This is a genomic window from Pseudomonas sp. BF-R-19, assembly GCF_019956445.1.
GTDB lineage: Bacteria > Pseudomonadota > Gammaproteobacteria > Pseudomonadales > Pseudomonadaceae > Aquipseudomonas > Aquipseudomonas fluorescens_BH.
This window is the reverse complement of the sequence record NZ_JAHBDN010000070.1, coordinates 282,344-306,531: the sequence shown is the minus strand read 5'-3', so window position 1 is coordinate 306,531 and position 24,188 is coordinate 282,344. Positions and strand designations below refer to the sequence as shown.

Genomic DNA, 24,188 nt, shown 5'->3' with positions numbered 1-24,188 from the left:
GCTCCGATCAGACAGGCCGACAGATCCAGTGCAAGTAACGCCCAAGCCCGGCAAAGCTCGGATGACGGCGGTGGGCCAACTCCATTTCCAGCAGGTCTGCCAACTCGACGCGGGCCTGGAATTCCACCGGCATGTAATCGTGAAAAACCCGCACGCCACTCTGTGTTTCGACCTGCCACAGACCTTCAAGTTGCGCCGCCAGCTCGCGCGGATCAAGGGGCTGTTGCGGGGTCAGGCTCTGCTTTTCGCCGGCCATATCGTTCTTGCGCATCTTGCGGAAATGGCCCTTGAGCAAGTTGCGATAAATCAGCGCGTCACGGTTGTAGAACGCCAGGGACAGCCAGCCGTCGGCCTTGGTCAGTTGATGCAGCACCGGCAGGATGGCGTGGGGTTCGGCCAGCCATTCCAGCACGGCGTGGCACAGCACCAGGTCGTAGGGTTCGGTGAGCTGCCCGAGCAGTTCCTGCCAGGGTGCCTGAATGAACGTGGCGCTCTGCCCGGCTTCGGCAAAACGTTGGCGGGCACCTTCGAGCATCGGCTCGGCCGGCTCGGCGAGGGTCACCTGATGGCCGCGCTGGGCCAGCCATAACGACATGTGGCCAAGGCCGGCGCCGATGTCCAGCACACGCAGCGGCCGGTCGGGCAGGATTTCGGCCAGATCGGCCTGCAACACCGCCAGACGGATCGCCCCTTTGGCACCGCCGTAGATTTTTTCGGCGAAACGGGTCGCCAGTTGATCGAAATGACGGTCGCTCATCAGCTGAACCTCCGTTCGCTGTCCGCCAGTTTGCTGCGCACCACGGCTTCCATGTCCAGGCCCAGCTCGCTGCACAACAGCAACAGATAAAGCACGATGTCACCGACTTCCTGCCCGGCGTGGGCGAGTTTGTCCGCCGGCAACTGGCGTGACTGGTCTTCGGTCAGCCACTGGAAAATTTCCACCAGCTCGGACATTTCCACGCTCGCGGCCATGGCCAGGTTTTTCGGGCTGTGAAATTGCCGCCAGTCATTGCGGTCACGGATGGCGTGCAGGCGTTCGGTCAGTTCAACAAGGTTCATCGGGCTCTCCTGAAGGCGTATAGCTTCGGGGGGATCACAGGTGAAGGCAAGGGGCAGAAGATGCATGCTCTGTGTGCAACCCTCTATGCTTGTGGGAACTCGGCAGCATGATCGACAGCCCAAGACTCAATTCTCTTTAAACAGGATGTTCACTCCATGCAGGTAGAAGGTTTTTCCGAATGGCTCGGCCAGGTACTCGGCTCGATCATCCGTTTCATCGTTGATGCCCTCAGCGGGCTGTTCAATCTGTTGAGCAACGCCAGCAGCAATTTTGTCGAAGGCTTGTCCCTGGCGCTGGGCATGGATACCTCGGTCGTCAGCATCGTGACCTTGATCCTCGGGCTGATACTGCTGTGGTCGGCGATCCGCGCCTTTCTCAATGCGTCGTTCATCATGGGTTTCATCTGGCTGGTGCTGGGGCTGTGGTTGCTCAGCTGGATTATCCACTGACACCACCGAACACCTGTGGGAGCGGGCTTGCTCCGGGCGGCGTTCCGACGAAGACGGAATGTCAGTCGAATGATTATTGACTGGACGACCGCTTTCGCGAGCAAGTCGGATCGCCGCACCGCCGCTCCCACAATTGATCGCGGCGTGCTCTCGATGTGCCGCTACAATGCCCGCTCCTCCAAGGAGCCTGCATGTCCAACCTGACCGCCGACTGGCGCGACCGCCCTACCCATCGCCGGGTCTGGGCACTCGCCGCGCCGATGATTCTTTCGAACATTTCCGTGCCGCTGGTGGCGCTGGTCGACAGCACCGTCATCGGTCACCTGCCCCACGCCCATCAACTCGGCGCCGTCGCGGTCGGGGCCAGCCTGTACACCTTCCTCGCCTGGGCCATGGGCTTTCTGCGCATGGGCTCCACCGGGTTCGCCGCCCAGGCAGCGGGGCGTGGGGATGGTGCGGCCTTGCGGCAGATTCTGTTGCAAGGCCTGCTGCTCGCCTTCGGCCTGGCCGTGGTGCTGGGGGCGGTGGGAGTGCCGTTGAGCGGGCTCGCGTTGCACTTCATGCAACCGTCGGCGGAGCTTGATCAACTGACCCGCGAGTTCTTCCACACCCGCCTGTTCGGCCTGCCGGCGGCGCTCGCCAGTTATGCACTGGTCGGCTGGTTTCTCGGCACCCAGAATGCCCGGGCGCCCCTGGCGATTCTGCTGAGCACCAACCTGGTCAACATTGCCCTGAACCTGTGGTTCGTCCTCGGCCTGGAATGGGGCGTGGTCGGTGCGGCCCGGGCCTCGGTGATTGCCGAGTGGACCGGTGCACTGATCGGCTTGCTGATGACCCGCAAAGCCCTGCGCGCCTACCCCGGGCACATCGCCTGGGCGGCATTGGCGCTGTGGCAAAGTTGGCGGCCATTGCTGGCGGTCAACCGCGACATCTTCATCCGCAGCCTGGCGCTGCAGTCGGTGTTCTTCCTGATCACGGTGCAAGGCGCACGGCTGGGCGACGCCACGGTCGCGGCCAACGCTCTTTTGCTCAATGGCCTGCTGCTGACCGCCCACGCCCTCGATGGCCTGGCCCACGCCGTTGAGGCCCTGTGCGGACATGCGCTTGGCGCACGTGACCGCGATGCCCTGCGCCGTTCATTGGTGGTGGCCGGTGGCTGGTCGTTGCTGGCAAGCCTGGGCTTTGCCGCGTTGTTTCTGTTCGCCGGGCATCTGTTCATCGAGATGCAGACCGACATTCAGAGTGTGCGTGACACCGCGTTCATCTACCTGCCCTACCTCGCCGTACTGCCGCTGATTGCCGTCTGGAGTTACCTGCTCGACGGCCTGTTCATCGGCGCCACCCGCGCCCGGGAAATGCGCAACGGCATGCTGCTGACCGTGGCGCTGGTGCTGCCCTTCGGCTGGGCACTGCAAGGCGGGGGCAACCATGGCCTGTGGATAACCTTCCTGTTGTTCATGCTGCTGCGCAGTCTGACCCTCGGCATGATCGCCTGGCGCCTGCGCCGTAACGATGGCTGGTTCGCCGGCAGTACTCACTGAACGGGCGAGGCCCCAACAAACGCCGAGACCTCTTCATCAATTTCGACCTCATGGCCAGGGTCGGTCGTTCTGCCACAGGTGACGCAGGTTATCGAGGCGCTCCTGTTGAGTCCCGCCCGGCAACGGCTGCACGGGCACGGCATCGGGATACTGCAAGCGTAGCCATATCCAGCCATCAAGCACCGGGCGCTCGCTGAAACCCAGCGCCACCCCCTCCTGCACATGGTCCCACAGGCGGGAGAAGTCGGCACCGGTGGATCGGTTCCAGCGCCAGGCATGCTGCTCGAGCAGGCAGGTTTGCAGTTTTCCCTGTTGCCCGGCGCTGAGGCTTTCCTCGACTGCCAACGGGCTGACCGCCAGCCCCGGGTTGGACAAGCGCTGCCAGCCCTCACATCCCATCGCGCGGTCGGCCCAACTGCCGCCGAACCAGCGTAACTGGTGGATGGGCCCTAGCCAGCGACTCAGTTCAACGGCATCGCAGGCATCGAAAAAATAGCTGGCTGTGATTGGGTTGTAGTAACTCAAAAGGGCCCGGTGCAGGCCAAGCGTGACCGTGAGCATGCACCGCAAATGCGCCAGCAACGACGCAGCGCCGGCCTCGCTGACCATCAGCAATCCGGGCCAGCGTTGTCCGTCGACGATGCATAGATCGGCCAGTGCCGGGCAGGTGCGCAGATCGACCAGGAGCGGTCCCTGCTCATGCAGCACATGCCACTCCGTACCCTCGAACAACCCGGACCACCGGGCTTGCGCAAACATCTGCCGAAGTGTGACACCCGCCTGCGGCGTGCCCGGCACATCCAGCAACAGCCACTGCGGGGGCGCCTCGGTCGTGCGTGTGGTGCTCATGCTCCAGAGCTCTGGCCAAGCTTCGTCACCAGACGACAGGTACACAACGCCTGTGCGCAATGGTTGAAGCTGCCACCGCCGGGCAGCAGGCACAACATCAGTAATGGCTCTCCCGAGCGCAACCATTGCTCCAGACCCTCATCATGGGCGCAGATGGGCTGTGGGGTGTCAGCGTCCGTCACCTCGATCGTTGCCGGTGCATGCAGCACCCCGGTTATCTGCGGTTGATCGGGATCGCCCTCGATAAAACTCACCACCAGCTCGGTTCCTTCGCGCAATGGCGAGAACGTCGCGGCCTGCAACTGCCTGCCCAGGGGCAGCCAGCAATGACTGGGCGTCGCCCCTTCGCCCTGATAAAGCCAGTCGAATTGCACCGGTACCGGCCTTGCCGGGTCGGGGCCTGGTTCATCGACCTCGACGACCCACGCCCGTTGCAGGCTATGCATCTGTGGTTTGACCGTCGTACAGGGCGGCTCGAAGGGTGCCGGCCAGTGCAGGGCACGGACCTGATTGTGGTAAGGCGTCGGCGTATCCTGGCTGCCCCAATGCTCGACGCGGGTCAGCAGCCAGAGCCGATTGCAATCGGCAACCGGATGACCGGACAGCGGCATCAGCCGACCGCTGCGCAAGGTCGCCAGGTCCGTGCGGCATTCGGCACACTGCGCCGCTGTCCCAGCACAGCGCTGACGTTCGAACTGCCGCACCGCCGGCCGACCGCCCTCGCTGCGAAATTCCGCAGGTTCGCCGGTTGGAAAATGCTGCTGGTCATCCCCAAATACCACACAGTGCCCGCGGGCCCGGTGTTCGAAGTGGTAGTGAAGCCGTTCCTGGGCGCACAGTCGCTGGAGAAATTGCAGGTCTGACTCTCGATATTGCGTGCAAAAATCCCGGGGCGGGTATTCGCCGCTCAGCTCCAGGCGTCGATCCTTGCCGGTAATACCGTGCTCCTTGAGCACCTGGTCAAGGATTTGCGGCACGGAACGGGCGCTGAAGATTCGTTGGCTGAAACGCTGGGCCAGGCAAGCCAGTTTTGGCCCCAGGCGCACCTGGCAGAGTCGGGGTCCCGAGACATGATCACGCTGGACGAGCTCATGCAGTTGTCCATGCACGAGGCATCCGGTTGGCCCGAAATGCAGGGAGGCCGGGCGGTACAGCAAACTGGCAAGGTCAAGCACCGGGTCATCGATCAGCAGTTCCAGGTCGAACACGAACGGCTCGCTGATGGCTTCACTGCCGGTAAAGGCCAAGACCTCGAAGGGGTCGGGAAGACCCGCTACATCCAGACGAAATGGAGGCTCGTTGACTGGATCGAACATCGGCGATTCTCTACAGGAGGGGCGGCCGGGGATTCTCGCTGAGAGACATGGCCGAGTAGAGTGCCGAAGTACAACTTAGGAAATGACCTACGCGAAAAGAAGACCACATCGCTTGGATAGCCCGACCTGAGGGTCATTTCGCTTGAAAAAGAAGAAACGCCGCACCAGGTCATCTGAGTTTTCCGCAGCGTACGGAGAATTTTCAGACAACCTGATGTGCGCGGCGCCTTACCTCAAGAAGACAGGTAAGACGAACGGGTCAGCCCCAGACGCAAGGCATCGAGGAACTGCGTGCGCTCGGTGGCGCTGATGCGGGCACTGGCGCACTTGTCGCGGTAGTGGGTCATCAGCTCTTCCGGAGACAAGTGCACGTAGCGCAGCATGTCTTCGATGGTGTCGTGGGTTTCGATACCGGCGTGGTACACGCTGCCGTCGGCATTCTGGTAGATGTTCACCGAGTCGGTGTCACCGAACAGGTTGTGCATGTCGCCAAGAATTTCCTGGTAGGCACCGACCAGGAACACACCCAGCAAGTAGTCCTCACCTTCTTTCAACGCGTGCACCGGCAAGCTGGTCTCGATGCTCTGCTCGTCGACGTACTGGTTGATCTTGCCGTCGGAGTCACAGGTCAGGTCTTGCAGTACCGCGCGACGCAGCGGTTCTTCGTCGAGACGGTGCAGCGGGATGATCGGCAGAACCTGGTCGATGGCCCAGGTGTCCGGCAGGCTCTGGAACACCGAGAAGTTGCAGATGTACTTGTCGGCCAGCTTGTCGTTGAGTTCGTCCAGCACCTGACGGTGGGAACGCTGGCGCGCCTTCAACGAGTTGTGCAGGCGACGGCACACGGCGAAGTAGCATTGCTCGGCCAGGGCTTTCTCGGCCAGGGTCAGCTTGCCGTCGGCGTACTGGGAGGCAACGTCACTCATGTAGTGCGTGGCGCGCCAGTAGGTTTCGGTGACCATCTCGATGTCGGTCGGACCCAGCAGGTCCACCAGCCACTGCACGGTTTCCGGCAGCGCTTCCTTGTTCTCGATCTGCGGCACATCGTCGTTGTGTTTCTCGACGTCGGTCACCTGGATCACCAGCATGGCGTGGTGCGCGGTCAGGGAACGGCCGCTTTCGGAGAAGATGTTCGGGTGCGGCAGGCTCTGCGCATCGCAGAATTCCTTGAGCATCCCGACCACGACGCCGGCGTAATCGTCCATGTCGTAGTTGATCGAACTGGCGTTACGCGAGTGTGTGCCGTCGTAGTCCACGCCCAAACCACCGCCGACGTCGATGTGGTCCACCGGCAGGCCGAGGTTACGCAATTCGCCGTAGTAACGGATCGCTTCCTTGAAGCCGTGCTGGTAGTCCGCGAGGTTGGCGATCTGCGAACCCATGTGGAAGTGCAGCAGGCGGATGCCCTGGTCCAGGCCAGCCGCGCGGAAACGCTCGACCACCGACAGCAGTTGTGCCGCCGACAGGCCGAACTTGGATTTCTCGCCGCCGGTGTCCGCCCACTTGCTCGAGGCCAGGGACGACAGGCGCACGCGCAGGCCGACCTGAGGCTTGACCTTCAGCGAGTTGGCTTCTTCGATCACCAGGCCGACTTCGGATTCTTTCTCGATCACGATGAACACGTTGTGGCCGAGTTTCTGGCCCATCAACGCCAGGCGAATGAACTCGCGGTCCTTGTAGCCGTTGCAGACGATGGTGCCGCCCTTCGGCGCCAGCGCCAGCACCGCCAGCAACTCAGGCTTGGACCCGGCTTCCAGGCCGATGGACACGTTCTGGGTGGCGATGATGTTCTCGATCACCGCTTCCTGCTGGTTGACCTTGATCGGGTACAACGCGGTGTACTTGCTCTGGTATTCCAGACGCTCGATGTTCGAATCGAACGCGCCGGTCAGCTGACGCACGCGGTCTTGCAGGATGTCCGGGAAACGGACCAGCAACGGCAAGGACAGGCCGCTTTTGCGCAGCTGGTCGACTTGCTCGTACAGGTCGATAGGCGAGCTGCTCGGACCGTTCGGACGAACTTCGACGCGACCGGCGTCATTGATCGCGAAATACCCGGCCCCCCAATGGCGAATCCCGTAAACACTGCGGCTGTCCGCAACTGTCCATTGGCTGCCATCGTCTTTGCGTGTGCGTCGTACGGACATCGAAGTCCCCTATAAAGAAGTCATAGTGCGTCGCCTGGGTTCAGGCCGGCGCAGTCTAAAGAATGAAAATGACGGTTCGTCAACGGGGCAATAGACCCCGCCGACCGCAGTGAGTTTAGAAACCGGTCATGAACAGGCTCTGTGAAAACCATGTAGACGATGCCGGACCTGAATGTCATCAGGACCGGATCAAGCCGAGGGTGGTTTTCACAGAGGCTGCTAGCCGCCGGACTTCTTCGCTTTGAAACCGAGCTTGATCAGTTCTGCCAAGAGTAGCTCGACATGATCGCCCTGGATTTCGATGACACCGTCTTTCAACGCCCCACCGGTACCGCAACGTTTCTTCAACGTCGTGGCCAGGTCCTTGAGCGCGTCTTCAGCCAACGGCACGCCGGTGATGGTGGTCACCGTCTTGCCGCCACGGCCCTTGCTTTCGCGACGCACGCGCGCGATGCCGTCGCCGGCCGGGATAACGGTCTGTTTGCAGATGCAGGCGTCCACCGGTTTACTGCATTCCGGGCAATGACGACCTGCGTCGGTGGAAAATACCAGGCCGCCCAGGGCGGCGAAGGATGCGGCTTTTTTGGCCACCGGCAATCCTCTTCGGAGGACAAAGACTGGTCGCAGCACTTGGGAAGGCTATCGACCGCGAAGCCCCACTCAGGCAGGGGCAGCGCTACTGAAACGGTACGACATTCACTTCACTGTAGGAGCGAGCTTGCTCGCGATGGACGTCAACGATAACGCGCGGCATCAGGTAGCACGTGTCGTCCTTGCGTCCATCGCGAGCAAGCTCGCTCCTACAACAACCAGCAATACCGGTTCAGTTTAAAAAGGTCGCGCAGTGTAACGGCAAAAACGCCGATTGCTAAGAGCCAATCGGCGCCAATTTATAGCTGTTTTGCGACGTCGATCCGGCGTGAGCGCAAATAGCGCTTCAACGCGGCCAGAGAGTCCGGGCAATAAGGCTTTTGCTCGATTTCCAGCATGACCTGATCGATGGGGATAAAGCGCGCTTCGAGCACCTCTTCCGGTTGCAGGATCAACGGGCCGTCCCACACCGCCGAGAACGCCGAACACCACAGGCGATTGCCGGTGTCTTCGAAGAAAAAGTGGTCATGGGCGGTCAGTTCCACACCACTCACTCCCAGTTCTTCCTCCAGTTCCCTGGCCGCCGATTCGGCGTAGGTTTCGCTGGCGAGCACCATGCCCCCCGCCGCCACGTCCCAGAAACCGGGATAGATCGCCTTGCTCAGGGTGCGTCGATGCACGCACAACTCGCCAGCGGAGTTGAACAACATGATGTAGGTACCGCGCCCGATCAGCCCGCGCTCGCGCAAATCGGAACGGACCAGAGCGCCGAGCAGGTTGTCCTGCTCGTCGACCCAGGCGATCTGTTCGGCATCGGAGGCCGCACGGTGCGCGGCTTCTCGCATTCCATCGACAGAGTTATCAACCATGACTCAGCCCTGATTGAGCAATTGACGCAAATCGATCACTGCGGCGTTGGCCCGGGAAATGTAGTTGGCCATGACCAGCGAGTGGTTGGCCAGTACGCCGAAGCCACTGCCGTTGAGGATCATCGGGCTCCACACCGGCTCCTGCGACGCTTCCAGCTCACGAATGATCTGGCGCACGCTGACCGTGGCGTTCTTCTTGGCCAGCACATCGGCGAAGTCGACTTCGATGGCACGCAGCAAGTGCGACAAGGCCCAGGCCTGGCCGCGAGCCTCGTAGAACACGTTGTCGATCTGCAGCCATGGGGTTTCGACGATTTCCTCATCGACTTGCGGCGCCACACCCGGCGTCACGACTTCGGTTTTCAATGCAGTATTGAGCTTGACCCGGCCGACACTGGCCGACAGTCGTTGCGACAGCGAACCCAGTCGGGTGCCGACGTCACCCAGCCAGTTGTTCAGGTTGTCGGCGCGGGCATAGAACAACGCGCTTTTCTGGTTCGGATCGGACAGGCGTGCCTGATAGCGGCTCAGGGAATTGATGCCTTCCTGGTACTCGGACTCACTGGACGGCAGCACCCAGCTCTTGTTGTCGAAGTTGAAACGCGGCTCGGCCTTGGCCAGGTCGGCGTCTTCGGCGGACTGCGACTGCGAACGGGCGAAGTCTTTACGCAGTGCCCGGCTCAGGTCGCGAACCTGCACCAGCACGCCATATTCCCAGCTCGGCATGTTGTCCATCCACAGGCCTGGCGGGAATCGGTCGTTGGAAATATAGCCGCCCGGCTTGGTCAGCAAGGTGCCGGCGACGGTCTTGAGGGTTTCCACCGTGGTGTAGCCGACGACCATCTGCTTGCCTTCTTTCTCGGCCGCCAGTTGCGCGGTTTGCTGGACCGGGAACAGTGCCGGCTCCTGGCTCCAGTACCAGCCCAGGACACTCGCCACCAACAGGTAGATGCCCAGCAGAGTGGCCAGCGCCCGGCTGAACAACAGACCGCCCAGATAACTGCGGGTCTCCGACTTCGGTTCAGCGGCACGTTCAGGCGCACTGCCTGTGCGGTTCTTCCAGTCCAGCATGGCGATTTCCTTTCAAGCTCTTGAGGTCAACGGTTCGACCACAACCATACAACAACGTGCCTTGGCCCGGCACCCGCCATTGCACCGATGCGGAAAATTACCGGGCTTGTGGATGAAAAGAGTGCCTGTGCACCCGACGACGCTGCGGCCCTCAAAATCCCCACTAATGGTTTGGATTGCCACACCAAGGGAATCCCCGACACTCTGAAATCCAAAAAACCGGGCCGATCGGCACTGGCAAAAATCATGAATGGCCTAAATTCAGTCACTCGCCCATTCCCACCCCACGCCCGCCAAATGCCCTGATTCAAGCAGTTCTCCCCCTGCACGCCACGACTTCAACGACTCGAATCAGACCATCAGGTCACAAACTGAATGAAGTCGCATTGCAGATTATTGACGTACAGCACTCATGCAATGGAAAAGTGGTGCTAGCATAGAGCCACCACTCGACCTCAGCGTGCACCCTAACTAGTAGTCAGGTTATGACCGAGCCAGAAGACCCCAGCCGCGAGCGCCTCAAGCACCACTTTGCCCAGCGGGTAATTCATCAGGCTCGTCAGATTCTTGAGATATGGCAGCGCCTGCAACGCAGTGAGTGGTCCACCGCCGACCTTTCGGAACTGAGCGAGGCCAATCTGCGCCTGCTGCGTTTCGCCGAGCGTTTCGAGCAACCGGAACACATGCAACTGGCACGCCATATCGGTCAGTCCCTGGAGGCGGTCGACGCCAATCGCGGACGCCTGAGCAGCGGCCTGATCACCGACCTCAATCGCTTGATGCAGCGCCTGTCACGCACCGGCCTGCGCCATGGCGACCAACTCGATCAAACCTTCCTGCCACCGCTGCGCAAGCCCATCTACGTGATGTTGCAGGATCACGACCGCGCCGAGCGCCTGGCCAAGCAACTGGAATTCTTCGGCCTCAGCGCCCAGTCCCTGGACAGCGTAGATGCGTTTCGCTCATCGATGGTCGAGCGCTTGCCAGCGGCGATTGTCATGGACGTGGATTTCAGCGGCGCCGGCGTCGGCCTGAAACTGGCCGCCGAAGCCCAGGAAGGCCTGGACCATCGCCTGCCGCTGCTGTTCTTCAGCCTGCATGAAACCGACACCCCGACCCGCCTGGCCGCCGTGCGTGCCGGTGGCCAGGAGTTCCTCACCGGCACCCTCGATGCGTCGAGCCTGCTGGAGAAAATCGAAGTCCTGACCTGCGTTGCCCAGTACGAGCCTTATAAAGTGCTGATCATCGACGACTCCCGCGCCCAGGCCTTGCACACCGAGCGCCTGCTCAACAGCGCCGGGATCGTCACCCGGACCTTGATCGAGCCGATCCAGGCCATGGCCGAACTGGCGGATTTCCAGCCGGACCTGATCATCCTCGACATGTACATGCCGGCCTGCACCGGTACGGAACTGGCCAAGGTCATTCGCCACAACGACCGTTACGTCAGCGTGCCGATCATTTACCTGTCGGCCGAAGACGACCTGGACAAGCAGCTCGACGCCATGAGCGAGGGCGGCGATGACTTCCTGACCAAACCGATCAAGCCCCGGCACCTGATCACCACCGTGCGCAACCGCGCGGCGCGGGCACGCAACCTCAAGGCACGGATGGTCCGCGACAGCCTCACCGGGTTGTACAACCACACGCATATCCTGCAATTGCTCGAAGACTGCTCGTTCCGCGCCCGTCGCGAAAGCAAGCCGCTGAGCTTTGCCATGCTCGACATCGACCATTTCAAACGGGTCAATGACGGCCACGGCCACCCCATGGGCGACCGGGTGATCAAGAGCCTGGCGCTGTTCCTCAAGCAGCGGTTGCGCAAGACCGACTTCATCGGTCGATACGGCGGCGAAGAGTTCGCCATTGTCATGCCGGACACCGACCTCGAAGCGGCCTGGAACGTACTGGATGAAATTCGTCAGCGCTTTGCCGAAATCCACTACCCCGCCCAGCCGCAGGATCTGTGGTGCACCTTCAGCGCCGGGGTGGTCGAGCTGTGCGAAGACTCTGACAGTCTGTTGATGGCCAGTCAGGCAGACGAGGCGCTGTATCGTGCCAAAGGCGCCGGACGCAACCGCGTCCAGGCGGCACTGACGTCAAAGCAAAGTGCCACTTTTTCATCTCAATCGACCCATTCGGTCATAACCCTGTAACAGAAACGCAATAACTTCAGGCACTTACCATTTCTGCCGTTGGTAGTCCGTAATGCGCCTGAAGCTGCTGACCAATCTCAATACCCTCCTTCTGGTGGCCGTGTGCATGGCCCTCGGCGCTACGTTGTGGTGGTCGCAGAAAGCCCTTGAGCGTCCGTACCTGTTAATGGAGCGCTACCTGGGCCTGTCGCAGCAGTTTCAGAATGATGTCGCCCGCAGCGTCGAGGATTACCTGGGCAGCGGCGATGCGCTACGCCTGAGCAGTGCCGCCCAAGGCATCGACAGCCTTAAAAAAGAACTCGGCGAATTGCCGCCAGCCCTGGCCGAGACGCTGCGTCCCAGCCTGTCGAACCTTGAAGAATTCAGCAAAACCGACCTGCTGGCCGCCGGCAAACTGGCCGGCGATCCGCAGGCCCTGCTGCTGCAGGCTGAGCGCGAACTGGGTGCCAGTCTCGATCAGCTCAGCCAGTACGCCAGTGGCAATGCGGCTTACCTGACACCACTGCTCAGCGCATCGCAGCACCTGGGAAAGTTGTCCCTGGCCCGAGACAAACTGGTCAGCAGCGGTCGCAGTGAACTGACCGCAGATGTCGAACGCGAAGTCGCCAATATCCGCACCCAGGCCGAGAAAATCGACGCCCTGCCGTTGCTGGGCGTAGCCACCAGCAGCGAGTCGAACACCGATGATTTCGCCTCGATGATGGGCCTTGAGAACAAGGAAAAAACCGTCGCCGAAGATGCCGGCGTCGGCCTCAAGCGCGAGCTCAACAGCCTGCTTACCCGCTACCCGGCCGAGCTTTCGCGCACCCGCGATCAAATCCGCAAACGCGCCGATCTCAGCGCGGCGACCCACCTGAAAATCGCCGACGTGCAACAGGCCATTGCCGGGCTGGAGCCGGTAGTGCGCGCCCAGCACGGGCAGATCCAGGGTGAGGTGCGGCTGATGCAAGGCGTGATGATCGGCTTGATTCTGTTGATCGCCCTGCTGATCGACACCTTGCAGCGCAAACTGGCCCGGACCCTGACCAACCTCGCCCCGGCGCTGTCAACATGGGCCGAAGGCGACTTCAGCCGCGACATTCAACTGGGCAACACCAACCGCGAACTGCATGACATTGAAGCCTCTCTCAACCGCTTACGCGCCTATCTGGTGGACCTGGTGGGGACTATTCGCCGCAACGCCGAACAGGTGGCCGGCAGCAGCCGTACCCTGGCCGACCTGAGCAACGACCTGCATGACGGTGCCGAGCATCAGGCCGGTGACACGGCACTGATCCGCGACTCCCTCAGCGAACTGGAAGCGACCATCCAACAAGTCGCCGGCGATGCCAGCCAGGCCGCCGACGCCAGCCACCACGCCGGCCTGGCCGTGGAGCATGGACAGAAAGTCATCGGCCTGAGCCTCGCAGGCCTGCACGCTCTGGTGGATGAAGTGCAAGGCAATGCACAGATGATCGAACACCTGGCCGAAGAGTCGGCCACCATCGGCGGCGTATTGACGGTGATCCGCTCGATTGCCGACCAGACCAACCTGCTGGCCTTGAACGCCGCCATCGAGGCGGCCCGGGCCGGGGAAATGGGCCGAGGCTTTGCAGTGGTGGCCGAAGAGGTGCGCTCACTGGCGCAGCGTACCGCCGGGGCCACGGCAGAAATCCAGACGCTGATCGCAGGGCTGCAAACCGCCGCGCGGCAATCGGTGGAAGGCATGCGCGCCCAGGTCGAACACGCCGAAACCACGGCCAGCCAGGCCCAGGCCGCTGATGGTGCGCTGGATAAAATCGTCGGGGCGATCCAGACAATATCCGACACGGCGGTACGCATCGCCGATGTCACTGCCCAGCAGAGCGGCGCTGTCAGCGAAATCCGTGACCACAGTGAGCGGATTCATCAGTTGGGTGGGGATAACTTGCTGCGCATTGGTGAAGGGCGTGAGCAGGGAGAAAATCTTCTGGTGCTGGGTGGTCGATTGCATACAGCCGTTCAGGCTTTTCGCGTCTGACAGATAGCTATCGCGGGCAAGCCCGCTCCCACAGGGTTCTCGGCAGTACACAATGTTCGTGTTCACTGAAGATCACTGTGGGAGCGGGCTTGCCCGCGATGGCGTCAGTTCACTCACCACACATCCTTGGCTCTGCACACCGAACGACTGTCCGCTATCATCCCCCCAATTCCGATACGCGAGATTGTCATGCGCCGTTTGCTCTGCCTGCTGTTTTTAGTGTTCGCCCTGCCGGCCAGCGCCACTGGCTTGCTGGAGAACCGACCCAGCTCAAGCCTGGGCTCGATCAACAACAGCGCCGACTTCCTGCCGGTACGCGAAGCATTCCGGCTGAGCCTGGTAGACAGCACGCCGCAATCGATCAAGCTGCGTTTCGTCGCCACCGAAGGTTATTACCTCTACCGTCACCGCTTTCAATTTCGCGCCGATCCGGCCGATGTTGTCCTGGGGGCGGCGAAACTGCCCGACGGTCAGAAAAAGCACGATGAATACTTCGGCGATGTCGAGGTCTATCACGGCATTCTCGACGTCGAGTTGCCGCGCACCGATCAACGCGCCTTCACCTTGGTCGTGACCTATCAGGGATGCGCCGACAAAGGCCTGTGCTATCCGCCGGAAACCGAGCGCCTGAGCATCGACGGCAGCGGCGCTCCGGCGACGACTTATCCATGGAGCTGGCGCGAACTGGCGTTGTTTTTCCTCGCGGGCCTGGGCCTGACGTTCACGCCATGCGTGCTGCCCATGCTGCCGATCCTGTCGGGTGTGGTGCTGCGCGGTCAGGTCGGTGGCTGGCGCGGTTTCAATCTGTCACTGGCTTATGTGCTGCCGATGGCCGCCTGCTTTGCCCTGCTCGGAGCCCTGATGGGCCTGTTCGGTGCCCAACTCAATCTACAGGCGCGGCTGCAATCGGCCTGGGTGCTGGTGCCGTTCGCGATGTTTTTCGCCGTGTTTGCCTTGGCGATGTTCGGCGTCTTCGAACTCAAGTTGCCACATGCCATCAGCAGTCGCCTGGACCATATCGCCGGCCGCACCAAAGGCGGGTCATTGTTGGGTGCCGCGGTGTTGGGCGTGGTCTCCAGCTTGCTGGTTTCACCCTGTGTTTCGGCGCCATTGGCCGGCGCGCTGCTGTACATCAGCGCCAGTGGCGATGCGCTGGGCGGCGGCTTGAAACTGTTCATGCTCGGCCTCGGCATGGGCGCACCGCTGCTGCTGGTGGCCACCGGTGGCGCAGCCTGGCTGCCAAAAAGCGGTCCGTGGCTGGTCTACGTGAAAAATGCGATTGGCGTGTTGTTGCTCGGGTTGGCCATCGGCCTGCTTGGCCGCGTCTTGCCGGGTCAGGTCACCTTGCTGCTGATCGGTTTGCTGGCCGGCGGTGTCGGTTTGTTCATGGGGGCGCTGGAGTTCGTCTATAAACCGCCGCGCAAACGCCTGGGCCAATTGCTCGGCATGTTCTTGCTGTTTTACGCACTGGCCTGCTGGTACGGCGCCTTCAGCGGCCAGACCGACCCGCTCAACCCGATTGGCCAGCCCCGTATCGTTGACAGCAACGGACAAGCGCAAAACGCCAGCACCTGGCAAACCCTCAGCACGCCGGCCGAACTGGATCGCGCACTCGCCGACGCACGTTCATCCGGCACACCCCTGCTGCTCGACTGGTACGCCGACTGGTGCATCAGCTGCAAAGTCATCGAGCGTGAGGTGCTGGACGACCCTGTCGTCATCGAACGCCTCAAGGGTTACCGGTTGATCCGCTTCGACATCACCGCCAGCAACGCCGAGCAACGCGCCCTGCTCGACCGCTACCAGCTGTTCGGCCCCCCGGCCCTGATGTTTTTCGGCAAGGACGGCGTCGAACGCGCCGATGTGCGAGTGATCGGCGAGATCAACGCCAAGGACTTCGCCGAACGTGTTGCCAGGGCGAATGACCAAATTTAATCAAGCAGTCATATATTTCGCGCAAACATCGGTCATCGTGCTGGCTATTGCAGAGAACTGGACAGTCACAAAGGCTTTGCGGCATAGTCGCCGGGTTCTGACAATTGCTCACAGATAACATAGGAACCGCCGATGGCGACGCTACTCGTTCTGCACGGACCCAACCTGAATTTGCTCGGCACCCGTGAACCGGGCACCTACGGCTCCACGACGCTGGCGCAGATCAACCAGGACCTGGAACGCCGTGCCCGCGAAGCCGGTCACCATTTGCTGCACCTGCAAAGCAACGCCGAGTACGAATTGATCGACCGCATCCACGCGGCCCGCAGTGAAGGCGTGGACTTCATTTTGATCAACCCAGCAGCTTTTACACATACAAGTGTCGCATTACGTGACGCGCTGCTGGCGGTGAGCATCCCATTCATCGAAGTGCATTTGTCTAACGTGCACAAACGCGAACCTTTCCGCCATCACTCTTACTTCTCCGACGTAGCGGTGGGAGTGATCTGCGGCCTTGGCGCCAGCGGTTATCGACTGGCCCTGGAGGCCGCCCTGGAACAGCTTGAACAACAAGTTAACCGCCCCTGACCGACCCTTGGGAGTTGATGATTCATGGATATCCGTAAAGTTAAGAAACTGATCGAATTGCTGGAAGAGTCCGGCATCGACGAGCTCGAGATCAAGGAAGGCGAAGAGTCCGTACGCATCAGCCGTCACAGCAAGACCCCGGCTCAGCAGTACTACGCGCCAGCTCCAATGCATGCTCCGGCCCCCGCGCCTGTCGCTGCCGCCGCTCCGGCTGCCGCTGCCGCACCTGTTGCTGCCGCCGCGCCAGCACTGAACGGCACCGTTGCCCGTTCGCCGATGGTCGGTACTTTCTATCGCAAATCTTCGCCAACCTCGCCGTCCTTCGTAGAAGTCGGCCAGACCGTGAAGAAAGGCGACACCCTGTGCATCGTTGAAGCCATGAAGATGATGAACCACATCGAAGCTGAAACCAGCGGTGTGATCGAATCCATCCTCGTCGAAGACGGCCAGCCGGTTGAGTACGACCAACCGCTGTTCACCATCGTTTGAACCGCGGAGAGCCTTTGATGACTGCGAAGTTGGAAAAAGTTCTGATCGCCAACCGCGGTGAGATCGCCCTGCGGATCCTGCGCGCCTGCAAAGAAATGGGCATCAAGACCGTCGCCGTTTACTCCAAGGCTGACAAGGAACTGATGCACCTGGGCCTGGCAGACGAATCCGTCTGCATCGGTCCGGCATCGGCCGCCCACTCCTACCTGCACATTCCGGCAATCATTGCCGCAGCCGAAGTGACTGGCGCCACCGCCATTCACCCGGGCTACGGCTTCCTTGCGGAAAACGCCGACTTCGCCGAACAGGTCGAGAACTCCGGCTTCGCGTTCATTGGCCCGAAAGCCGAAACCATTCGCCTGATGGGCGACAAGGTATCGGCCAAGCACGCCATGATCGCTGCCGGCGTACCGACTGTTCCGGGTTCTGACGGCCCGCTGCCGGAAGACGAAGAAACCGCTCTGCGCATTGGTCGCGAAGTCGGTTACCCGGTGATCATCAAGGCCGCTGGCGGCGGCGGTGGTCGCGGCATGCGCGTCGTGCATAAAGAAGAAGACCTGATCTCCTTCGCGAAACTGACCCGTACCGAAGCGGGCGCGGCGTTCGGCAACCCGATGGTCTATCTGGAAAAATTCCTGACCAACCCACGTCACGTGGAAGTCCAGGTCCTTTCCGATGGCCAGGGCCAGGCCATCCATCTGGGCGACCGCGACTGCTCGCTGCAACGCCGTCACCAGAAGGTTCTCGAAGAAGCGCCGGCGCCGGGCATCGACGAAAACGCACGTGAGGAAGTACTCGCACGCTGCGTCAAGGCTTGCATCGACATCGGTTACCGTGGCGCTGGCACTTTCGAGTTCCTGTACGAAAACGGTCGCTTCTACTTCATCGAGATGAACACTCGTGTCCAGGTAGAGCACCCGGTTTCGGAAATGGTCACCGGCATCGACATCGTCAAGGAGATGCTCAGCATCGCCGCCGGCAACAAGCTGTCGTTCACCCAGGATGACGTGGTCATCCGCGGTCACGCGCTGGAATGCCGGATCAACGCCGAAGACCCGAAAACCTTTATGCCGAGCCCGGGCACGGTCAAGCATTTCCACGCACCAGGCGGCAACGGCGTTCGCGTCGACTCGCACCTGTACAGTGGTTATGCCGTTCCGCCAAACTACGATTCGTTGATCGGCAAGCTGATCACTTACGGGGCAACCCGCGACGAAGCCATGGCGCGCATGCGCAATGCGCTGGACGAAATCGTGGTCGACGGGATCAAGACCAACATCCCGCTGCACCGCGACCTGACCCGCGACGAAGGCTTCTGCAAAGGGGGCGTGAACATTCACTACCTCGAGCACAAGCTGGCTGGTGAGAAGCACTAAGCTTCAATCCGATCAACAAAGCCGCCTTCGGGCGGCTTTGTTGTATCTGGAAGTAACTCAGATCCCATTGTGGGAGCGGGCTTGCTCGCGAAAGCGGCGTATCAGCCAACCATTAATTAACTGCCCCCCCTCTTCGCGAGCAAGCCCGCTCCCACAGAGCCCTGCTTCGCTCAACATCTGCGCAGCGAATGCAGCTCCCACAAAACCCACACTCTCGCGTAAACTTGCGCCCTTCTCGCAGCCCGCTAGGCTGCAATCAATATTTTTCAAAGGTGCCCGCCATGCCTTGGCTGCAAGTACGTCTCGCCATCAGCCCAGAACAAGCCGAAACCTATGAAGACGCTTTCCTTGAAGTGGGCGCCGTGTCGGTAACCTTCATGGACGCCGAAGATCAGCCGATCTTCGAGCCGGAACTCAACACCACGCCGCTGTGGTCGCACACACACCTGCTGGCCCTGTTCGAAGGTGGCACCGAGCCCGGCCCGGTACTGGCCCATCTGGAGCTGCTGACCGGCAGCCCGCTGCCTGAACACCACAGCGAAGTGATCGAAGACCAGGACTGGGAACGCAGCTGGATGGACAATTTCCAGCCAATGCGCTTCGGCCAGCGCCTGTGGATCGTGCCGAGCTGGCACGCCGCGCCGGAACCTGACGCAGTGAATCTGCTGCTGGACCCGGGCCTGGCGTTCGGCACCGGCACCCACCCGACCACCGCGCTGTGCCTGGAATGGCTCGACGGCCAGGACCTGAAGGACTGCAACGTGCTGGACTTTGGCTGCGGCTCGGGGATTCTGGCGATTGCTGCCCTGCTGCTGGGCGCGAAAGAAGCGGTCGGCACCGACATCGACGTGCAGGCCCTGGAAGCCTCGCGCGACAATGCCGGGCGTAACAACATTGCCGAACACCTGTTCCCGCTGTACCTGCCGCAAGACCTGCCGCAGGTGCAGGCCGACGTACTGGTGGCCAACATACTCGCCGGCCCACTGGTTTCCCTGGCGCCGCAGTTGTCGGGCCTGGTCAAGTCGGGCGGGCGCCTGGCGCTGTCGGGCATCCTCGCCGAGCAAGGCGATGAAGTCGCTGCGGCCTACGCCAAAGACTTCGATCTGGACCCGATCGCCAATCGCGATGGCTGGGTGCGTATCACTGGCCGTCGGCGCTAGAATGGACGCCTGCATAATCCGGATCGCCGCATGACCGATAGCTTCGTCACTCAGTGCCCGCATTGCCATACCAGCTTCCGCGTCAGCCATGCCCAGTTGAGCGTGGCGCGCGGGGTGGTTCGTTGTGGCTCCTGCCTGCAGGTGTTCAATGCCGCCAGGCAGTTGCTTGAGCAGGTCGGCAAGGAATCACCGGTCGCGACGCCGCTCCCGCCTGTGCAGCCTGCGGAGCCCCTCGATCCAACGCCGCCGCGCGCCATCAGCCAAAAGCAATGGAGCGCGACCGAACTGGACCTGGACAGTCTCGACCTCGACGAAGAGCTCGCCCGGCTCGAACAGCGGGAAATCCAGCCGACCACCGAGTTCGGCCGCCATCGCGACGACTCGCTGAGTGCCCGTCGCGATAGCACCGGGCAGGACGACGAGGGGCCGTGGTCCGACAGCCTGTTCAGTGCGTCGGCGGCCGATCGTGCGCCAGCCGACGAACCGCTCGACAGCCTTGAAACACCAGAACCGACGATCGAACCGAGCAAAACCTCGCGCACCGAACCTTCGCTGTCCCTGGAACCGGTTGATCTCGACGACGAGCAGCAACCACCCCAGCTGCGCCTGAACGACCCGCTCGATGCACCGCTGAGCCACGAACGCCTGTCGGCCGCCGACGAGAACGAAATCGACGACAACCTGCCCTCGATCGAGCCGCTGCGCAAGCGACGCGAACGCAGCGAGCCGGGCGTGCGCGCCGAGGTGCTGCAAGACCTGACCGACGATCCGCTGCAACTGGACTGGCAAAAACGCCGCTCGCCCTGGGGGCGACGGCTGTTGTGGTTGCTGCTGGTGCTGATTGCCGCTGGCGCCCTCGCCGGCCAGTACATCGCCTACCATTTCGACGAATTGGCGCGACAGGATCAATATCGCCCGTGGTTCCAGCAACTGTGCCCGCAAATCGGCTGCACCGTGCCCTCCAAGGTCGACATCGCGAAAATCAAGAGCAGCAACCTGGTGGTGCGCAGCCATCCCGAGTTCAATGGCGCCCTGGTGGTCGATGCGATCATCTATAACCGCGCGCCCTTCTCCCAGCCCTTCCCGCTGCTGGAACTGCGCTTCGCCGACCTCAATGGCCACCTGATCGCCAGTCGCCGCTTCAAACCCGGCGAGTACCTCAATGGCGATCTCGAAGGCATGGCGGAAATGCCTCCGCAAACGCCGATCCACATTGCCCTGGACATTCTCGACCCTGGTGCCAAGGCCGTGAACTACAGTTTGAGCTTTCACTCTCCGGAGTGAAACGCTTCATCGTTCCGGGATTAACGTCGGTTTTCTGACTCCCCCTGGCCAACCAAACCACGGGTAATAACAGAATAACTGTTCAGATTTTGTTCAATTCAGCCTTTATCCAGTCATCGAGAGCGGGTATCATGCCAACCCTTTTTCGAACTCTCATGATCCGGCCCCACAACAGGGAAGTCCTATGTCGGCGGTACGCATCGGCCCATACACATTACATAACAGCTTGATTCTCGCCCCCATGGCAGGAGTCACCGACCAGCCCTTTCGTCAGCTGTGCAAGCGCTTGGGCGCGGGACTGGTCGTCTCGGAAATGGTCACCAGCGACATGAGTTTGTGGAACACCCGCAAATCGCGCATGCGCATGATCCACGAAGGCGATCCCGAGCCACGCTCGGTCCAGATCGCCGGTGGTGATGCGCAGATGCTGGCGGACGCGGCCCGGGCCAACGTCGAGCTGGGTGCACAGATTATTGATATCAACATGGGTTGTCCGGCGAAGAAGGTCTGCAACAAGGCCGCCGGTTCCGCCCTGTTGAAGGATGAAGCATTGGTCACCGAGATCCTGCAGGCCGTCGTGGCTGCGGTCGATGTGCCGGTGACCCTGAAGATCCGGACCGGTTGGGACCGGGACAACAAGAACGGCCTGACAGTGGCGAAGATCGCCGAACAGGCAGGCATTACGGCGCTGGCGGTGCATGGCCGCACCCGTGCCGACCTGTACACCGGTGAAGCCGAGTACGACACCATTGCCGCGATCAAGCAGGCGGTGTCGATTCCGGTCTTCGCCAATGGCGATATCGATTCGCCGGAAAAGGCCCGGTACGTGCTCGACGCGACCGGTGCCGATGGCCTGTTGATTGGCCGGGCTGCCCAGGGGCGGCCATGGATTTTTCGCGAGATCGACCATTTCCTGCGTACCGGCGAGAAACTCCCGGCGCTGGAACTGATCGAGGTGGAACGCATTCTGCTAGAGCATCTGGCTGCCCTGCACGCCTTCTATGGCGATGTCATGGGCGTGCGCATTGCTCGAAAGCATGTGGGCTGGTATCTCGCAACCCTGCCGGGCGCCAGGGAGTTTCGCGCCCACTTCAATCGTTTGGATGGTACGGATACACAATGCGCCAACGTTCGGGCGTTTTTCGCCGAGCGTTACAAGAGCCTGACAGGGGACGGAGAGTGGGTGGCCGCATGACGATGATGACCGAGACTTTAGTGAGTGGAACAACACCCGTGAGCGACAACGTAAATTTGAAACAGCACCTCAATACGCCAAGCGAAGAAGGCCAGACCCTTCGCGGGAGTGTCGAGAAGGCGCTGCACAATTATTTCGCCCACCTTGAGGGCGCTGCCGTCACGGATGTGTACAACCTGGTGCTCTCCGAAGTCGAGGCTCCCCTGCTCGAGTGCGTGATGAATTACGTCAAGGGCAACCAGACCAAGGCCAGCGAGCTGCTCGGGCTGAACCGGGGCACGCTGCGCAAGAAACTCAAGCAATACGATTTGCTGTAAGCATTCAATCAAACCAGAAAGGCGCCCGCGTAAAACCGGTCGCCTTTTTTGCTGACTTCCTTTGCTTTTGATGGAAATTGAGATGACCGACCAGACTACCCGCCTGCCGATCCGCCGCGCCTTGATCAGCGTTTCCGACAAGACCGGGATCCTCGAATTCGCCAAGGAGCTTGAAGCCCTGGGCGTCGAGATCCTCTCCACCGGCGGAACGTTCAAGCTGCTGCAGGACAACGGCGTTGCTGCAGTGGAAGTCGCTGATTACACCGGCTTTGCGGAAATGATGGACGGCCGGGTGAAGACCCTGCACCCGAAAATCCACGGCGGGATCCTCGGCCGTCGCGGTATTGACGACGCCATCATGAACGAGCACGGCATCAAGCCGATCGATCTGGTAGCGGTCAACCTGTACCCGTTCGAAGCCACCATCAGCAAGCCAGGCTGCGACCTGCCGACCGCCATCGAGAACATCGACATCGGCGGCCCGACCATGGTCCGTTCCGCGGCCAAGAACCACAAGGACGTGGCCATCGTGGTCAACGCCAGCGATTACACCAGCGTCCTGGAAAACCTCAAGGCCGGCGGCCTGACCTACGCCCAGCGTTTCGACCTGATGCTCAAGGCCTTCGAGCACACGGCCGCCTACGACGGCATGATCGCCAACTACATGGGCACCGTGAACCAGGCAGCCGAAACCCTCTCGACCTCCGGCCGCAGCGAATTCCCGCGCACCTTCAACAGCCAGTTCATCAAGGCCCAGGAAATGCGCTACGGCGAGAACCCGCACCAGAGCGCGGCGTTCTATGTTGAAGCCAAGCCTGCCGAAGTCGGCATCGCCACCGCGACCCAACTGCAAGGCAAGGAACTGTCGTACAACAACGTGGCCGACACCGACGCCGCGCTGGAATGCGTGAAGAGCTTCGTCAAGCCGGCTTGCGTAATCGTCAAGCACGCCAACCCGTGCGGCGTGGCTGTCAGCCCTGATGCCGAAGGCGGCATCCGTCAGGCCTACGAACTGGCCTACGCTACCGACACTGAATCGGCGTTCGGCGGCATCATCGCCTTCAACCGCGAACTGGACGCCGAGACCGCCAAGGCCATCGTCGAACGTCAGTTCGTCGAAGTGATCATCGCGCCGTCGGTCAGCGAAGAAGCCCGCGCCATCGTCGCTGCCAAAGCCAACGTACGCCTGCTGGCCTGCGGCGAGTGGTCGGCTGACCGCGCGGCGGCCTGGGACTACAAGCGCGTCAACGGAGGCCTGCTGGTACAGAGCCGCGACATCGGCATGATTGGCGCCGACGACCTGAAAGTCGTGACCAAGCGCGCACCGAGCGAGCAGGAAATCCACGACCTGATCTTCGCCTGGAAAGTTGCCAAGTACGTCAAGTCCAACGCCATCGTCTACGCCAAGAATCGCCAGACCATCGGTGTCGGCGCCGGCCAGATGAGCCGCGTGAACTCCGCGCGTATCGCTGCAATCAAGGCAGAACATGCCGGTTTGCAGGTTCAAGGTGCGGTCATGGCATCCGACGCGTTCTTCCCGTTCCGCGACGGCATCGACAATGCAGCCAAAGCCGGTATCACTGCGGTGATCCAGCCAGGCGGCTCGATGCGTGACAACGAAGTGATTGCAGCAGCTGACGAGGCCGGTATCGCGATGGTGTTCACCGGCATGCGCCACTTCCGTCACTGATACACAGATTCAAATGTGGGAGCGGGCTTGCTCGCGAAGACGGCAGCACATTCAGTATTGATGTGACTGACACACCGCTTTCGCGAGCAAGCCCGCTCCCACAGGT

Annotated in this window: 21 protein-coding genes; 13 read left to right on the top strand and 8 right to left on the bottom strand. The window is 61.4% G+C overall.

Annotated features, from left to right (window positions below):
- Positions 1–7: 7 nt before the first annotated feature.
- Both KGB28_RS21285 and KGB28_RS21280 read right to left on the bottom strand, forming a co-directional pair.
- Positions 8–757, bottom strand: coding sequence for a methyltransferase domain-containing protein (locus KGB28_RS21285; RefSeq protein ID WP_223447742.1), 750 nt, complete (start codon positions 755–757; stop codon positions 8–10).
- Positions 757–1,059, bottom strand: coding sequence for a MazG-like family protein (locus KGB28_RS21280; RefSeq protein ID WP_007971343.1), 303 nt, complete (start codon positions 1,057–1,059; stop codon positions 757–759). Before KGB28_RS21280 ends, KGB28_RS21285 begins: the two co-directional genes overlap by 1 nt.
- Positions 1,060–1,215: 156 nt before the next feature.
- On the opposite strand from KGB28_RS21280, the gene KGB28_RS21275 reads away from it, so the two are divergent.
- Together KGB28_RS21275 and KGB28_RS21270 are read left to right on the top strand one after the other, a co-directional pair.
- Positions 1,216–1,509: a hypothetical protein gene (locus tag KGB28_RS21275; RefSeq protein WP_223447740.1), complete on the top strand. Its 294-nt coding sequence runs from the start codon at positions 1,216–1,218 to the stop codon at positions 1,507–1,509.
- Positions 1,510–1,700: 191 nt separating this feature from the next.
- Positions 1,701–3,050 carry an MATE family efflux transporter gene (locus tag KGB28_RS21270; RefSeq protein ID WP_223447738.1) on the top strand — a complete coding sequence of 450 codons (1,350 nt, stop codon included), beginning with the start codon at positions 1,701–1,703 and terminating at the stop codon, positions 3,048–3,050.
- Between the two features lie 48 nt (positions 3,051–3,098).
- On the opposite strand, the gene KGB28_RS21265 is transcribed toward KGB28_RS21270, so the two are convergent.
- The 6 genes from KGB28_RS21265 to KGB28_RS21240 form a co-directional block, all read right to left on the bottom strand.
- Complete coding sequence (locus tag KGB28_RS21265) at positions 3,099–3,899, bottom strand: DUF4123 domain-containing protein (RefSeq protein ID WP_223447736.1); 801 nt, start codon at positions 3,897–3,899, stop codon at positions 3,099–3,101.
- Entirely contained in the window at positions 3,896–5,215 is a 1,320-nt protein-coding gene (locus tag KGB28_RS21260; RefSeq protein WP_223447734.1) for a type VI secretion system Vgr family protein, read from the bottom strand. The genes KGB28_RS21265 and KGB28_RS21260 overlap by 4 nt, the downstream gene beginning before the upstream one ends.
- 233 nt (positions 5,216–5,448) lie before the next feature.
- Positions 5,449–7,362 carry an arginine decarboxylase gene (gene speA, locus KGB28_RS21255; protein ID WP_056725278.1) on the bottom strand — a complete coding sequence of 638 codons (1,914 nt, stop codon included), beginning with the start codon at positions 7,360–7,362 and terminating at the stop codon, positions 5,449–5,451.
- A 219-nt stretch (positions 7,363–7,581) separates the two neighbouring features.
- The gene (locus KGB28_RS21250; RefSeq protein ID WP_008053936.1) at positions 7,582–7,953 is read right to left on the bottom strand and encodes a translation initiation factor Sui1; all 372 of its coding nucleotides are present in this window, start codon (positions 7,951–7,953) and stop codon (positions 7,582–7,584) included.
- A 299-nt stretch (positions 7,954–8,252) separates the two neighbouring features.
- The gene (locus KGB28_RS21245) at positions 8,253–8,822 is read right to left on the bottom strand and encodes an NUDIX hydrolase (protein ID WP_150727800.1); all 570 of its coding nucleotides are present in this window, start codon (positions 8,820–8,822) and stop codon (positions 8,253–8,255) included.
- Positions 8,823–8,825: 3 nt separating this feature from the next.
- On the bottom strand, positions 8,826–9,893 hold the full coding sequence (locus tag KGB28_RS21240) for a DUF2333 family protein (RefSeq protein WP_007991285.1): 1,068 nt from the start codon (positions 9,891–9,893) through the stop codon (positions 8,826–8,828).
- Positions 9,894–10,378: 485 nt separating this feature from the next.
- Here KGB28_RS21240 and gcbA point away from each other — a divergent pair, with 485 nt between their 5' ends.
- The 11 genes from gcbA to purH all read left to right on the top strand — a co-directional run bounded on the left by gcbA (position 10,379) and on the right by purH (position 24,082).
- A complete protein-coding gene (gcbA, locus tag KGB28_RS21235; protein WP_223447732.1) occupies positions 10,379–12,049 on the top strand; it encodes a diguanylate cyclase GcbA in 1,671 nt (556 codons plus the stop codon).
- Positions 12,050–12,101: 52 nt separating this feature from the next.
- Positions 12,102–14,048: a methyl-accepting chemotaxis protein gene (locus tag KGB28_RS21230; protein ID WP_223447731.1), complete on the top strand. Its 1,947-nt coding sequence runs from the start codon at positions 12,102–12,104 to the stop codon at positions 14,046–14,048.
- 189 nt (positions 14,049–14,237) lie between these two features.
- Positions 14,238–15,983, top strand: a complete 1,746-nt coding sequence (locus KGB28_RS21225) for a protein-disulfide reductase DsbD (protein ID WP_223447729.1) — start codon at positions 14,238–14,240, stop codon at positions 15,981–15,983.
- Between the two features lie 132 nt (positions 15,984–16,115).
- Positions 16,116–16,571 carry a type II 3-dehydroquinate dehydratase gene (aroQ, locus tag KGB28_RS21220; protein WP_150727804.1) on the top strand — a complete coding sequence of 152 codons (456 nt, stop codon included), beginning with the start codon at positions 16,116–16,118 and terminating at the stop codon, positions 16,569–16,571.
- Between the two features lie 24 nt (positions 16,572–16,595).
- On the top strand, positions 16,596–17,060 hold the full coding sequence (accB, locus tag KGB28_RS21215) for an acetyl-CoA carboxylase biotin carboxyl carrier protein (RefSeq protein ID WP_150727805.1): 465 nt from the start codon (positions 16,596–16,598) through the stop codon (positions 17,058–17,060).
- Positions 17,061–17,077: 17 nt separating this feature from the next.
- Positions 17,078–18,436, top strand: a complete 1,359-nt coding sequence (gene accC, locus KGB28_RS21210; protein WP_056725293.1) for an acetyl-CoA carboxylase biotin carboxylase subunit — start codon at positions 17,078–17,080, stop codon at positions 18,434–18,436.
- 281 nt (positions 18,437–18,717) lie between these two features.
- Positions 18,718–19,596 (top strand): 50S ribosomal protein L11 methyltransferase, encoded by an 879-nt coding sequence (gene prmA, locus KGB28_RS21205; RefSeq protein WP_150727807.1) that lies wholly within the window; start codon positions 18,718–18,720, stop codon positions 19,594–19,596.
- Positions 19,597–19,626: 30 nt separating this feature from the next.
- Complete coding sequence (locus tag KGB28_RS21200; protein WP_223447727.1) at positions 19,627–20,880, top strand: DUF3426 domain-containing protein; 1,254 nt, start codon at positions 19,627–19,629, stop codon at positions 20,878–20,880.
- Positions 20,881–21,064: 184 nt separating this feature from the next.
- Positions 21,065–22,075: a tRNA dihydrouridine synthase DusB gene (dusB, locus tag KGB28_RS21195; RefSeq protein ID WP_150727809.1), complete on the top strand. Its 1,011-nt coding sequence runs from the start codon at positions 21,065–21,067 to the stop codon at positions 22,073–22,075.
- A complete protein-coding gene (gene fis / locus KGB28_RS21190) occupies positions 22,072–22,392 on the top strand; it encodes a DNA-binding transcriptional regulator Fis (protein ID WP_007907419.1) in 321 nt (106 codons plus the stop codon). The genes dusB and fis overlap by 4 nt, the downstream gene beginning before the upstream one ends.
- An 82-nt stretch (positions 22,393–22,474) precedes the next feature.
- A complete protein-coding gene (purH, locus tag KGB28_RS21185; RefSeq protein ID WP_223447725.1) occupies positions 22,475–24,082 on the top strand; it encodes a bifunctional phosphoribosylaminoimidazolecarboxamide formyltransferase/IMP cyclohydrolase in 1,608 nt (535 codons plus the stop codon).
- Positions 24,083–24,188: the final 106 nt, after the last annotated feature.

Coding starts and splice junctions, on each gene's coding strand:
- KGB28_RS21285 (WP_223447742.1), bottom strand. CDS start 757: ATGAGCGACCGTCATTTCGATCAACTGGCGACCCGTTTCGCCGAAAAA.
- KGB28_RS21280 (WP_007971343.1), bottom strand. CDS start 1,059: ATGAACCTTGTTGAACTGACCGAACGCCTGCACGCCATCCGTGACCGC.
- KGB28_RS21275 (WP_223447740.1), top strand. CDS start 1,216: ATGCAGGTAGAAGGTTTTTCCGAATGGCTCGGCCAGGTACTCGGCTCG.
- KGB28_RS21270 (WP_223447738.1), top strand. CDS start 1,701: ATGTCCAACCTGACCGCCGACTGGCGCGACCGCCCTACCCATCGCCGG.
- KGB28_RS21265 (WP_223447736.1), bottom strand. CDS start 3,899: ATGAGCACCACACGCACGACCGAGGCGCCCCCGCAGTGGCTGTTGCTG.
- KGB28_RS21260 (WP_223447734.1), bottom strand. CDS start 5,215: ATGTTCGATCCAGTCAACGAGCCTCCATTTCGTCTGGATGTAGCGGGT.
- speA (WP_056725278.1), bottom strand. CDS start 7,362: ATGTCCGTACGACGCACACGCAAAGACGATGGCAGCCAATGGACAGTT.
- KGB28_RS21245 (WP_150727800.1), bottom strand. CDS start 8,822: ATGGTTGATAACTCTGTCGATGGAATGCGAGAAGCCGCGCACCGTGCG.
- KGB28_RS21240 (WP_007991285.1), bottom strand. CDS start 9,893: ATGCTGGACTGGAAGAACCGCACAGGCAGTGCGCCTGAACGTGCCGCT.
- gcbA (WP_223447732.1), top strand. CDS start 10,379: ATGACCGAGCCAGAAGACCCCAGCCGCGAGCGCCTCAAGCACCACTTT.
- KGB28_RS21230 (WP_223447731.1), top strand. CDS start 12,102: ATGCGCCTGAAGCTGCTGACCAATCTCAATACCCTCCTTCTGGTGGCC.
- KGB28_RS21225 (WP_223447729.1), top strand. CDS start 14,238: ATGCGCCGTTTGCTCTGCCTGCTGTTTTTAGTGTTCGCCCTGCCGGCC.
- aroQ (WP_150727804.1), top strand. CDS start 16,116: ATGGCGACGCTACTCGTTCTGCACGGACCCAACCTGAATTTGCTCGGC.
- accB (WP_150727805.1), top strand. CDS start 16,596: ATGGATATCCGTAAAGTTAAGAAACTGATCGAATTGCTGGAAGAGTCC.
- accC (WP_056725293.1), top strand. CDS start 17,078: ATGACTGCGAAGTTGGAAAAAGTTCTGATCGCCAACCGCGGTGAGATC.
- prmA (WP_150727807.1), top strand. CDS start 18,718: ATGCCTTGGCTGCAAGTACGTCTCGCCATCAGCCCAGAACAAGCCGAA.
- KGB28_RS21200 (WP_223447727.1), top strand. CDS start 19,627: ATGACCGATAGCTTCGTCACTCAGTGCCCGCATTGCCATACCAGCTTC.
- dusB (WP_150727809.1), top strand. CDS start 21,065: ATGTCGGCGGTACGCATCGGCCCATACACATTACATAACAGCTTGATT.
- fis (WP_007907419.1), top strand. CDS start 22,072: ATGACGATGATGACCGAGACTTTAGTGAGTGGAACAACACCCGTGAGC.
- purH (WP_223447725.1), top strand. CDS start 22,475: ATGACCGACCAGACTACCCGCCTGCCGATCCGCCGCGCCTTGATCAGC.